Origin of the sequence: Mariniflexile maritimum (assembly GCF_009746565.1) — a bacterium.
GTDB lineage: Bacteria > Bacteroidota > Bacteroidia > Flavobacteriales > Flavobacteriaceae > Mariniflexile > Mariniflexile maritimum.
Genome location: NZ_WRPN01000004.1, coordinates 43953 through 56138, shown reverse-complemented (window position 1 = coordinate 56138; position 12186 = coordinate 43953). Strand labels below are relative to the sequence as shown.

General features: G+C 38.8%; 11 protein-coding genes. 4 read left to right on the top strand and 7 right to left on the bottom strand.

Annotated features, from left to right (window positions below; genetic code table 11):
- Nucleotides 1-20: 20 nt before the first annotated feature.
- Together GQO80_RS07350 and GQO80_RS07345 are read left to right on the top strand one after the other, a co-directional pair.
- A complete protein-coding gene (locus tag GQO80_RS07350; RefSeq protein ID WP_157207703.1) occupies nt 21-1460 on the top strand; it encodes an SLC13 family permease in 1440 nt (479 codons plus the stop codon).
- Nucleotides 1461-1516: 56 nt separating this feature from the next.
- Nucleotides 1517-1978 (top strand): Na(+)-translocating NADH-quinone reductase subunit F, encoded by a 462-nt coding sequence (locus GQO80_RS07345; protein WP_157207702.1) that lies wholly within the window; start codon nt 1517-1519, stop codon nt 1976-1978.
- 318 nt (nt 1979-2296) lie between these two features.
- Here GQO80_RS07345 and nqrF read toward each other — a convergent pair whose 3' ends face one another.
- The 6 genes from nqrF to GQO80_RS07315 are packed head-to-tail and all read right to left on the bottom strand — an operon-like array spanning nt 2297 to nt 8364.
- Nucleotides 2297-3604: an NADH:ubiquinone reductase (Na(+)-transporting) subunit F gene (gene nqrF, locus GQO80_RS07340; protein WP_157207701.1), complete on the bottom strand. Its 1308-nt coding sequence runs from the start codon at nt 3602-3604 to the stop codon at nt 2297-2299.
- Between the two features lies 1 nt (nt 3605).
- Nucleotides 3606-4355, bottom strand: a complete 750-nt coding sequence (nqrE, locus tag GQO80_RS07335) for an NADH:ubiquinone reductase (Na(+)-transporting) subunit E (protein WP_157207700.1) — start codon at nt 4353-4355, stop codon at nt 3606-3608.
- Nucleotides 4356-4385: 30 nt separating this feature from the next.
- Entirely contained in the window at nt 4386-5030 is a 645-nt protein-coding gene (locus tag GQO80_RS07330; protein ID WP_157207699.1) for an NADH:ubiquinone reductase (Na(+)-transporting) subunit D, read from the bottom strand.
- Between the two features lie 3 nt (nt 5031-5033).
- The gene (locus GQO80_RS07325; protein ID WP_157207698.1) at nt 5034-5780 is read right to left on the bottom strand and encodes a Na(+)-translocating NADH-quinone reductase subunit C; all 747 of its coding nucleotides are present in this window, start codon (nt 5778-5780) and stop codon (nt 5034-5036) included.
- Nucleotides 5781-5782: 2 nt separating this feature from the next.
- A complete protein-coding gene (locus GQO80_RS07320; RefSeq protein ID WP_157207697.1) occupies nt 5783-7009 on the bottom strand; it encodes an NADH:ubiquinone reductase (Na(+)-transporting) subunit B in 1227 nt (408 codons plus the stop codon).
- Nucleotides 7009-8364, bottom strand: a complete 1356-nt coding sequence (locus tag GQO80_RS07315; RefSeq protein ID WP_157207696.1) for a Na(+)-translocating NADH-quinone reductase subunit A — start codon at nt 8362-8364, stop codon at nt 7009-7011. The genes GQO80_RS07320 and GQO80_RS07315 overlap by 1 nt, the downstream gene beginning before the upstream one ends.
- A 168-nt stretch (nt 8365-8532) precedes the next feature.
- Here GQO80_RS07315 and GQO80_RS07310 point away from each other — a divergent pair, with 168 nt between their 5' ends.
- Together GQO80_RS07310 and apaG are read left to right on the top strand one after the other, a co-directional pair.
- Nucleotides 8533-9774 carry a type IX secretion system plug protein gene (locus GQO80_RS07310; RefSeq protein WP_157207695.1) on the top strand — a complete coding sequence of 414 codons (1242 nt, stop codon included), beginning with the start codon at nt 8533-8535 and terminating at the stop codon, nt 9772-9774.
- Nucleotides 9775-9880: 106 nt separating this feature from the next.
- On the top strand, nt 9881-10267 hold the full coding sequence (apaG, locus tag GQO80_RS07305; RefSeq protein ID WP_157207694.1) for a Co2+/Mg2+ efflux protein ApaG: 387 nt from the start codon (nt 9881-9883) through the stop codon (nt 10265-10267).
- Nucleotides 10268-10422: 155 nt separating this feature from the next.
- On the opposite strand, the gene GQO80_RS07300 is transcribed toward apaG, so the two are convergent.
- The gene (locus tag GQO80_RS07300) at nt 10423-11877 is read right to left on the bottom strand and encodes a right-handed parallel beta-helix repeat-containing protein (RefSeq protein WP_157207693.1); all 1455 of its coding nucleotides are present in this window, start codon (nt 11875-11877) and stop codon (nt 10423-10425) included.
- Nucleotides 11878-12186 lie beyond the last annotated feature (309 nt).

The window sequence follows — 12186 nt, the reverse complement described above, 5'->3', positions numbered from 1 at the left end:
AACCAACTTGCAAAACTTCCATGACCAAACAACCGCTTTCAAAAAGAATTGGGCTTTTTTTAGGGCCACTTTTATTCGTTTCCGTGCTTCTTTTGCCTTTTGACATGATTTCCAACAAAGCCGATACTGTTATTGCCGTAGCATTATGGATGGTGTTTTGGTGGATAACCGAAGCTGTATCCATTTCAGTAACCGCATTGCTTCCGTTAATATTATTCCCGCTTTTTAAAGTTATGCCCATGGCCGATGTAGGTGCCAATTATGGTAGCCCCATTGTTTTTCTTTTTTTTGGTGGATTTGTTTTGGCCTTGGCACTAGAAAAAGTAAACCTTCACCGCCGTATTGCTTTAAACATTATAAAAAAAACGGGCACAACCCCCAATAAGGTGATTTTAGGGTTTATGATTGCCACGGGCTTTATGAGCATGTGGATAAGCAACACAGCCTGTGTGGTTTTTATGCTTCCCATAGCGCTTTCGGTAATCCATTTACTTATTGATGATGCCGATGGTTTTTCTAAAAACGATCAAAATTTCGCCATAAGCGTCATGCTGGGCATTGCATTTGCTGCCAATGCCGGCGGTATTGCCACGGTAATTGGCACTCCTCCGAATTCAATTTTAATAGGGCTTTTGGAAAACGAATACCATATAGAAATCTCATTTTTTAAATGGATGCTTATTGGTTTGCCATTTTCAATTGTTCTTATAGCCATTATCTATTTTGTTATGGTGAAATGGATGTTTCCTAGCAAAGACTTAAAATTTAACGCTTCCAAAGATGTTATAGACGCTGAAATCGATAAACTAGGAAGTATGTCTGCCAAAGAGAAGCGCGTATTGACCATTTTTGGCATCACCGTATTTTTATGGATTTTTAGAAGCGTCATCAACTCAATAGTGCCCAATCTGGAATTATCGGATACAATGATAAGTCTATTTGGTGCATTGGCACTATTTACTGTACCGTTCAACTTAAAAAAAGGCGATTTTATTTTGCAATGGAACGACACCCAAAAATTGGCCTGGGGCATTTTAATTTTATTTGGTGGTGGCTTAGCATTGGCTAATGGCATGTCCGAAAGCGGCATTGTTGATGTCATAGCCCAAGGCATATCAAATAGTAATATTAGCACCCTAGTTACTGCTACATTAATAATTATTTTAATGGTTTTTATGACCGAGTTAATGAGCAATGTAGCCTTAACGGCTGTTTTGGCGCCAGTGGTTGCAGGCATAGCCATGGGGTTAAATATTCCTGTTTTATATTTGTTAATTCCCGTAACAATGGCCAGCAGTTGCGCCTTTATGCTTCCTATGGCAACCCCTCCCAATGCCATAGTTTTTGCAAGTGGCTACGTTAAGGTAAGCCAAATGGCAAAAATTGGTTTTATTCTGAACTTGATCTCAGTAGTCTTGTTAATCTTGATGTTTCAGTTTTTTGTACCCTGGGTGTTTTAAAAACAGACTTAGGAAAAAAGGAATTTTTTTAGTATATTGAAATAAAATTTGATACGATGAAAACGTCCGTTCGCTTTGAAGCAGCCCTAAAAAAACTATATATCGCCTTTCACAACAACACCTTGCACCCCGAATGTTGCATGCAATGTGCCGTTGGAAACATACTGGATAACACCGATAACTGGAAACATCTGTCCGACCAACACGGAAGCCTAACCCTTAATTACCTAGGAAACGTGCATCAAATGCTGGGGCGAAAATTTAATGGTTATTCCCCTTTGGAACTTTTAAAAATTGAGGCCACTTTTTTAAACGCCTGTGGCTACAAGCTTCCCATGCACCACAAGAACAAAAAACCGAAACAGCCAACCAACAAAGAGGTGCTATTTCAGGGTTTGTGTGAAGTTATTGAACTTTTATGCGATTTGGATGGCGTACCCAATGTGATGGATTACACCAAGTTATTTAAAGTTGAACATAACAGACCTAAGCATCAACTTACAGAAATGTTAAGATGAATAAAATAGTTGAAACCCGCTTATTAAGTCGTTAGCAAGTTCAAGCTTCAACCTATATTATCGCGAAAGCGATCTGTTACTTGATTTCCAGTAGGCCTATCAATTGGTACACTCCGTTTACAAAAATTTATAGTTATTAATCCTGCAAGGTTTTAAAAATAGCGTAGAAAAGAATGGTATAAAAAATTCCTGCAAAGTTTTAAAAACCTTGCAGGAATCCCATGGTGTAATTATCAAGATTTTCGAGTTCGTGGAACTGAAAAAATAATTAATTTGATTTCTGCCTACGCAGGAATTTCAGAAAAAGGAAGCATCGTGCTACCCTCCAAAGTCGTCAAAACGGATGTTTTCGTCTGGGATACCAAAATCCTCACCCATTTTTTGTACTGCCTTGTTCATTAATGGTGGTCCACAGAAATACAATTCAATATCCTCTGGCGTTTCGTGTTTGCTCAAATAATTGTCTATCACGCAATTATGTATAAAACCAACAAAACCATCACCGGGTGCATCAATATCAGCCTTTACTTTCCAGTTATCTTCAGGTAGAGGTTCGGATAAAGCTAAAAAGAACTTGAAATTTGGAAACTCTTTTTCCAACTCTTTAAAGTGCTCTAAATAAAACAACTCACGTTTAGAACGACCGCCATACCAATACGTTACTTTTCTGCCTGTTTTTAAGGTTTTGAACAAATGGTACAAGTGCGAACGCATGGGGGCCATACCAGCACCACCGCCCACATAAAGCATTTCCGAATCGGATTCGTTGATGAAAAATTCGCCATAAGGCCCTGAAATAGTTACCTTATCGCCTTTTTTCTGATTAAAGATGTAGGATGATGCAATACCGGGGTTTACGTCCATCCAACCGTTTTTAGCACGATCCCATGGTGGGGTTGCGATGCGAACGTTTAACATAATTTCTCGTCCTTCGGCCGGATATGAGGCCATTGAGTAAGCGCGTTCAACGGTTTCGCTATTTTTCATGGTTAGTGACCATAACCCGAACTTGTCCCATTCTGCCTTAAATTTATCGGGGGTTTCGTGTTCTTCCGGATGTGCTGTAATATCAATATCGGCATAGTTTACAACGCAAGGAGGTATTTCAATTTGAATGTATCCTCCAGCTTTGTAGCCCATATCTTCAGGGATTTCAACAACAAATTCTTTAATAAAGGATGCCACGTTGTAGTTGCGCACTACGGTAGCTTCCCATTTTTTTATTCCGAAAACTTCTTCTGGAATGGTAATGTTCATGTCTTGTTTCACCTTCACTTGGCAGGCTAATCGTGCGCCATGTTGTAGTTCACTTCGCGTAAAATGAGGGGTTTCGGTAGGAAGTGCTTCACCACCTCCTGAAAGTACGTGACATTCACATTGAATACAGGTACCACCACCGCCACATGCCGAGGGCAAAAATATTTTTTGATTGGCTAAAGTTGATAATAAACTTCCTCCAGAACCTACTTGAATTTCTTTTTCGCCGTTAATGATAATCTTTACTGGACCCGATGGCGACAATTTTTGCTTTACTACCAAAAGCAGGGCAACCAATAAAAGGGTAATTATTAAAAAAACCGTTACTGTTGCTATTACCGTTCCTAATGTACTTGTGGCTAAAATCATATTACTCATTTACTTTTATGTTGCTAGCTATCACTTTTTCTTTTTTTGGTGCTTCGGAGTTTCCTATTGTGCTAGGCTGAGAATTATTTTTTTCAACGGATATTGTTTTTTCCGCCTTTTTTCCGCCTTCATCACCACCGGTTAACATACCGCCAAAACTCATAAAACCAATGGCCATTAATCCTGTAATGATAAAAGTGATGCCTAAACCTCTTAACGCTGGTGGCACATTGGAATATCGTATTTTCTCACGAATGGCAGCAATGGCAAGGATAGCCAAAAACCAACCAATTCCTGAACCAACGCCATATACGGTAGCTAAACCTAATGTTGGGATTTCGCGTGATTGCATAAACAACGACCCTCCTAAAATGGCACAGTTTACGGCGATAAGCGGCAAGAAAATACCAAGGGAATTGTAGAGAGATGGAGAAAATTTTTCAACAACAATCTCAACCAACTGAACCATCGTTGCAATGGTAGCGATAAACATAATGAACGACAGGAAGCTTAAATCATAGTCGGCATAGTCTTCACCCAACCATGCCAAAGCGCCCGGTTGCAATAAATAATGGTCCAACAGCCAGTTTAAGGGTACGGTAATGAGCATAACGAATATAACCGCTGCACCAAGACCAACCGCCGTAGTTACTTTTTTAGATACCGCAAGGTAAGAGCACATTCCTAAAAACGTGGCAAAAACCATATTATCTATAAATATCGATTTTAAAAATAATTCTAAATGTTCCATTTTTTCTTAATTATAAATTCTGAATTATTATTAATCTTCTATTAACGCTTTATTTCTGCTGCGTTGTACCCAAATAATGATACCTACAACTATTAATGCCATGGGCGATAACAGCATAAAGCCGTTGTTTTCATAACCAAAAGCATACAGGCCTGTTTTTTCAATGGGGTCGCCCAATACTTTAAAGCCTAATAAGGTTCCTGAGCCAAATAATTCCCTGAAAAAACCTACAATAACAAGTATTAATCCATAACCAGCGCCATTGCCAATACCATCCAAAAACGAGCGCCAAGGCCCATTTGCCAATGCGAAAGCTTCAAAACGCCCCATGATGATACAGTTGGTTATAATTAGACCAACGAATACCGATAGGGTTTTACTTAGTTCATACGAGTAAGCCTTTAAAATTAAATCGACAATAATTACCAATACAGCAACTACAACCAATTGCACAATAATCCTTATTTTAGAAGGAATGACATTTCGCATTAATGAAATAACCACATTACCAATGGCTACTACCGCAGTTACCGAAATAGCCATCACGATAGCGGCCTGTAATTGCGCAGTAATTGCTAATGCGGAACAAATACCCAAAACTTGAATTGTAATTGGGTTGTTATCGGCTAATGGATCTAATATTAACCTGCTATCTTTTTTCGACAATAGTCCCATAATCTAATTTTTTAAGGTTTTTAGGTACGGAATGTACATGCTCAAATCTTTCTTTATCATGGCCGTAACACCGGTTCCTGTAATAGTGGCACCTGCAAGAGCATCCACTTCGTGGTCGTCTTTGGTAATGTTTGTTGGGTCGTTGTTTCCTTTGGCAACTGTTATGCCTACAAAAGTATCGCCATTCATAATTTCCTCACCCTGGAAATCGTCCATGAAAAATCGTTGATTGATGTTTGCACCCAAGCCAGGAGTTTCCCCTTTATGGTCAAAATAAACACCTTCAACAATTAAATCTTTATCCAGCGAAACATAGCCCCAGATAGCATCCCAGAGCCCTTTTCCGCGCATGGGGATAATGTAAAAGGTTTTTCCGTCCTTTTCGCCAATAAAAAGAGGCAATTTTCTAATATAATTTGGCTTTGCAGCTTTTGCTTCTTCTTTCTTCAAATCAATTAAATAGGCATGATCGTCTTCAGTTGCTTTATCGCCTTCAATTACCAATTGCTTTTTTATGTATTTTGAAAATTCCCCAGCTACTTTATCGGTTGAAACAAAGTTTACGCTTCCTTCATTATTTTCATTAACACCCATGGCATATAGGATATTCTGCTGAATTTCCAAACGTTTATTCTCGGTAATTTTGGGCTTTAAAGACTCTGCTGCATACGCCAATACGGCACCTACGAATACTACCAGAATGATAGCAAAGATTATGGTGTATGAATTTTTATCTGTTTTATTTTCCATCGTTATGCAATTTTTGCTTTTAGACGTTTTTTTCTTTGTTTGATGTTCCCCTGAACCACATAATGGTCGATGGTTGGCGCAAACACGTTCATTAATAAAATGGCCAACATAACGCCCTCTGGATATGCTGGGTTAAACACGCGGATTAGTATGGATATAAACCCAACAAAAAACCCGTAATACCATTTTCCTTTATTGGTTTGTGATGCCGTTACCGGATCGGTAGCCATAAATACCACCCCAAAAGCAAAACCACCAATGATGAGATGTTCCCAAAAAGGGGTGCTCATTAGTCCGTAAAACTTACTGCCTTGGGCAATAATGCCAGCATCAACAATTTGGTTGAATATAAGCCCCATGGTAATAGCCCCTAAAACCGAGGACAACATAATGCGCCAGCTACCTATTTTTGTAAATATTAAGAACAAACCTCCCAACAAAATTAAAATCGTTGAGGTTTCGCCCACAGAACCGGGAATAAAGCCCATAAACATATCCCATGTTGAAAAAGCGACTTGTTTTCCTTGGGCCAGACTTCCTAGGATAGTTTCTCCAGAAATAGCATCAAGGTTGGCTCCTGCAGCGATTTCGCGTGTTCTTTCAACAGCACCTTCAACCCATACCTTATCACCACTCATCCACGTTGGGTAGGCGAAGAACAAAAAGGCCCTGATGGTTAGTGCTGGGTTTAGAATATTCATTCCTGTTCCACCAAACACTTCTTTTCCTATTACGACCCCAAATGCTACCGCTACGGCCAACATCCATAAAGGAATGTCGATAGGCACAATAAGCGGCACTAACATCCCTGTTACCAGATAGCCTTCTTCAACCTCGTGCTTTTTTATGATGGCAAATAAGAATTCAATTCCCAAACCTACGCCATAAGATACAATAACTAATGGAATGATTTTCCAGAAACCAATTAAAAAGTTGTCCAAGTTCCAGAATCCAGAACTAAAGAAGCTTCCCGCTACGGCTTGAATATCGCCGGTTGCTAAATTATGTTGATATCCTGCATTGAACATTCCAAAGATCAAACACGGTATCATGGCCATAATAACGGTGTTCATGGTACGTTTCAAATCATCGGCCGCCTTAATATGGGTTCCACCGTGGGTGGTATCATTTGGCATGTATAAAAAAGTATGTATTGCGTTAAACGCAGGCTCCATTTTAGTGCCCTTATACTTTAATTTTAATTTGTGTAAATTATTTTTTAAACCCATTATCCTATCTCTTTAAGCATTAAGTCTAAACCTTGTCTAATTATTTTTTGGTGTGGTTGTTTAGAAACACAAACAAATTCGGTTAAAGCAAAATCTTCGGGAGCCACTTCGTACATCCCCAAAAGTTCCATTTCATCCAAATCTTTGTACAAACACGATTTTAAAATTTGTAACGGATACATATCTAAAGGAAACACCTCTTCATAACCACCAGTTACCACAAATGCGCGATGTTCACCATTAGTATTGGTGTTCAGGTCGTATTTTTTACCAGGGTTTAACCACGAAAACGTTAAGGCACGCGATATGGAAATTTTGTTGAATACCGGTTTGGTCCATCCAAAAAACTCATAATCATCACCTTCGGGGATAACCGTTATGGTATTGCTATAATAATCCAGATAGCCATTGGGCTGAATTTGAATGCCACTTAAAACATTTCCTGAAATGATGCGTACATGGGCATCTTTAGCGATGCCGTGGTCGTAAATAATAGTAGCTATTTCGCTGCCTATTTTTGTGGTGAAATATCTTGGTTTTTCTACGGAAGACCCTACCAAGGCCACAACCCGTTCTGCATTGAACTTACCTGTTAGCAACAGTTCTCCAATAATTACCAAATCTTGGGCGGCAACCGTCCAAACTACTTCGCCTTTATTTACTGGATCAATTTTATTAATTAACGTACCTACATTGCCCGAAGGGTGCGGCCCTGAAACTTTGTGCAAGGCAATGCCCGATAACCCAGCCAATGGCGAATTGGAATTTACGCCCACCGATACATGCACTTTGCCGGTAGTAAGCTTGCCCAATACCGTAACGGCTGCTTGCAATGCCGCTTCTTTACCTTGTAGGGTAAAATCCAAATCGGCTGCTAAAGGTGCACTTGCATAACCTGAGATAAAAATACCCTTAGGGGTTCTATCAGGGTTGGCAATCACGTCGTAGGGGCGTTGTTTTACAAACGGCCAACAACCTGCTGCCAATAAATGGGCCTTAATAGCCTCTGGTTTTGCGGCATTGAAATCAAACACACCATAATCATGATAGGTTTGTTCGCTGCTTGCTTGCAATTTAATAGATAATATTCTGCGTTTTTCTCCACGGGCAATTTCAATAATTTCACCAGCAACTGGCGAAACAAACTTTACGCTTTCGTTGGATTTATCATAAAAAACAGGTTCTCCTGCTTTTACTTTAGATCCAACTTTAGAAATTAATTTCGGGATAACGCCATGAAAATCTTCAGGGATTAACGTGTAAAAGTTGCTTAATACGGCCTTTTCCAAGGTTTTTTCAGCGGCACCTTTAAGTTTAATGTCCAGACCTTTTTTAATATGAATGTCGTTTGACATATTATACATTTTGAATTTAGTTGTCAAAAAATCGGGGCAAAAGTACAAATTTAAAATACAGTTTACATAACTTTTAACTAGAAATTTATTTGTGAAAACCGAATATCATAGTTAGGCATTAAATTTGATTATATTTACAAAAAATCAATTACTAAAAAGCCACTTCCCATGCTTAAATCTGTTGTTTTATTTTGCATATTCCCTTTAATATGCCTCTCACAAGTTAACGAACTAGCACCGCCAAATTATATAAAAACCATCCAATTTAAAGGCAACACCCCCGAAACACAACTGCCTATTATAAGACTGGGCGAACAACTGGTTTTGGAATTTGATGTCCTTAACGGAAATGAAGCCAACTACTATTATAAAATTGACCATTTTAATTTTGACTGGACACCTTCGGTTCTGGCCAAATCGGAATTTATGGATGGTTTTGACAACCAACGCATTCGCGATTACGAAAACTCGTTCAATACTTATCAAATCTATTCGCATTACCAATTAACCGTACCAAACGACCAGACCCGTAGGCTAAAAGTATCGGGCAATTACCTGTTAAGCATTTTCAATAGTGATGATGAACTGGTGTTTTCCAGAAAATTTATGGTTTACGAAGCCATTGCTGCCGTTGGGCTTGCCGTAAAGCGTTCGCGCGACATCAAGTACATTGAAGAAAAACAGAACATTGAACTTATTGTTACTTCCAACAACCTTCAAATAAACAACCCTACCAACACGGTAAGGGCCGTTATTGTTCAAAACAACAACCTAAACACGGCCATTTCAAACCTAAAACCCCAATATACTATTGGCAATCAGCTTATTTACAAATACAATGCAGAGTCTAGTTTTTGGGGTGGCAACGAATACCTTTTTTTCGAGAATAAAGATGTGCGAGCCGCAAACACAGGCATCCGCTCAATTGATTTGCAAGAGCTTTACCATAATTATTTATTTACAAACGTTGAAAGGGCCAGCAAACCCTACACCTACAACCCCGATATAAACGGGAACTATGTAACCACACTAGTTGATGCCAAAAACCCCGATATTGAAGCCGATTATGTATGGATACATTTTTCATTACTGCCCATTGAAGCTTTAAGCACTAAAAACATTCATGTGTATGGCAATTTTAACAATTATGTGATTGATGAAAGCACGAAACTTACCTACAATGAGCAATACCGTGTTTTAACCTGTTCCATGCTACTAAAACAAGGTTTTTACAACTACAAGTATGTGGTAGTAAATGCCGACGGAAGTTTGGACGAAGGTGCTATAAGCGGCAACTTTTACCAAACCGAAAACAACTACAAAGCCATTATTTATTACCGCGATTTGGGCGCACGCTACGACCGCATTATTGGTGTTGGCGAAGGCAGCTCCATCAACATCTCGAACTAATTGGGCTTTTTGGCTAATATTTTAAGCAATAGCGTTAAAATATCTGGGTTGCCCTTTATATTTTGTATTTTAGCACTTTCAATCGTATTTGAACACCAAGGTTTATATGGTACAACAAGTAACACAAGGCATTAAAATTTCGGTGGTAACCACCTACGAGGGCTCGTTTTATAAAAACTATAAAATACAATATGCCTTTGGTTATACCGTAACCATCGAGAACCAAAGTAAAGACACGGTACAGCTAAACGCTCGCCATTGGGAAATTTTAGATGCCCTTAACAACATAGAAATTGTATCGGGTGAAGGTGTTGTAGGCAAGAAACCCGTTTTAAAACCGGGCGAATCGCATACTTACACTTCAGGTTGCCTATTGGCATCGCCCTTTGGTGCCATGCAAGGGCATTATAATATGGTTAACTTCACGACCACTAAAAACTTTAGGGTTGTAATTCCAACGTTTAAGTTAAGTGCCCCTTTTGCCATCAATTAACACTGCTATTGAGTTTTTTTTACACGGAAAAATCCAAAAATATTTTTCCGTATTTTATTACAGACTGAACTTTCTGTTTTTCCGCCTTAAAACAAACTAAAGCATAGTTTTGCTGAAAACACCGTTATATCTTAAAGAACGTAACACATTCCATACTATTTAACCGTAATTATTTTACTGTTTTTTAAATTATCGGCCCCTTTTATTACCAATAGATAATTTCCAGATGGCAATGCATCCCTATTTAAAATGAAGGTATTTTTTCCGGCAGGAAAGGTTTTTTCTGCCATGTCAACTATTTTTTTGCCTGTTATGCTGTATAGCGAGAGTTGCAATGTTGCTGTTTGTTTGGTGTGAAACACAACAGTTGTTTCGGTTGAAAACGGGTTGGGATAATTAAATGTACCTTCAAGAACACCAAAACCGTTTATACCTAAAGTTGCGGTTTCCAAATATCCCAAATCGGGTGCTGCACCATTAAATGGAAGGCCTACGTTAATTCCCTTGTCAATTAAATCACTTCCCGGAACAAGTTTTAAAAAATCGATATCTGGCAAACTGCCATCTGCCTTTCTTGGACTTGTTAACAAATTCATATCCAAACTAACAAAATCGGCTGCATTGGCCACCAGTCCGTTTTGCCAACTATTATTGGTTATGTTTGTAGTGGTGGCCGAATAACTATCACCACCCGAAACACCCCCAAAGGAAACCGTATTTTTAATAGTGAGAGAATTGGCAATATTGGTGCTTCCAAAATTGATATTTCTGCCGTTACCATAAGCAGAACAATTATAAAGCGTAACATCGCCCCGGTTACTATTATGGTCGAAACCATCGAAACCGTTGCCAGCAGCTATGCAATTTTTATAGATTGCATTATGCTTCAGCAACTTATCATCGCTACCGCCCGTTTTAAAGCCATTACCATCACCGCCGCTTACAGTGCCATTTTTTAAATAGCCATTTTTAAAGGCCCAACAATTTTCATACGTGGTGGTAATATTATCGGTGCCCCTTAGGTAACCATCCCAACCATCGTCAAGATTTTGCCATGCTCGACAACCAATAAATTTATTACCGGTTCCCGCAGTTAATTTACAGGCAAAGCCATCGGCATTTTCCTTGGTGGAATCGGCATTAAAAAAAGCATCGCAATTTAAAATCAGATTGTTTGCACCACCGTTATCTATTTGCAAACCAGAATCTGAACATTCTGAAAAAGTACAAAATTCAATCAGGTTATTGCTTCCTTTTATTTGCATGCCGTTATCGCCCGCATCAAAAATATCAATGCCCTTAATGTGCCAATAACTGCCGTTAAGTACCACGCCTTGGTTTGCTGAATTTTCGGCCATAGATGAAAAATCCAATTTGGCTCGCCCTACATTATCGGGATGCGGCAGTAATGAAATTAAATTGGAAGAGGTGCCACTTTTTGAGATAGTGATTTTTGCATTGAAAACATAAACTCCTTCTTTAATATAAATAGTCCCTCCGGCGTTTACTGTTGCCAAGGCACTTACAAGCTGTTGGGGCGTATTGACGGTAATTTGACCAAAACCGAGCATACAATGGAAAAAAACGAGGGAGAACAGTAGCTTTTTCATGGGAATTTATTTTATTTTTTTACAAATATAGATACTTAATAAACACAAATTTAATAATGAAGGCTTTTTTTGTAATCGATTAACCTAATTTCTTTTGAAAGCTTCATCACAGCACCCAAAACCCAATAAACTTCAAACTTCTTGTGAATCTCAGCGCAGTCGAATACCTTCCTACCTCCTAACTATCTCCCAAAGTTTATATTGCCCGCTAGAGGGGACTTTAGGGCTGTCTTCAAAAATAGATTCATATCCAAAAATTTTAATTCAAATAAAATAGAGCGCGCCAAAACCTCATAAAAACAAAACCGG

Coding starts and splice junctions, on each gene's coding strand:
- GQO80_RS07350 (WP_157207703.1), top strand. CDS start 21: ATGACCAAACAACCGCTTTCAAAAAGAATTGGGCTTTTTTTAGGGCCA.
- GQO80_RS07345 (WP_157207702.1), top strand. CDS start 1,517: ATGAAAACGTCCGTTCGCTTTGAAGCAGCCCTAAAAAAACTATATATC.
- nqrF (WP_157207701.1), bottom strand. CDS start 3,604: ATGATTTTAGCCACAAGTACATTAGGAACGGTAATAGCAACAGTAACG.
- nqrE (WP_157207700.1), bottom strand. CDS start 4,355: ATGGAACATTTAGAATTATTTTTAAAATCGATATTTATAGATAATATG.
- GQO80_RS07330 (WP_157207699.1), bottom strand. CDS start 5,030: ATGGGACTATTGTCGAAAAAAGATAGCAGGTTAATATTAGATCCATTA.
- GQO80_RS07325 (WP_157207698.1), bottom strand. CDS start 5,780: ATGGAAAATAAAACAGATAAAAATTCATACACCATAATCTTTGCTATC.
- GQO80_RS07320 (WP_157207697.1), bottom strand. CDS start 7,009: ATGGGTTTAAAAAATAATTTACACAAATTAAAATTAAAGTATAAGGGC.
- GQO80_RS07315 (WP_157207696.1), bottom strand. CDS start 8,364: ATGTCAAACGACATTCATATTAAAAAAGGTCTGGACATTAAACTTAAA.
- GQO80_RS07310 (WP_157207695.1), top strand. CDS start 8,533: ATGCTTAAATCTGTTGTTTTATTTTGCATATTCCCTTTAATATGCCTC.
- apaG (WP_157207694.1), top strand. CDS start 9,881: ATGGTACAACAAGTAACACAAGGCATTAAAATTTCGGTGGTAACCACC.
- GQO80_RS07300 (WP_157207693.1), bottom strand. CDS start 11,877: ATGAAAAAGCTACTGTTCTCCCTCGTTTTTTTCCATTGTATGCTCGGT.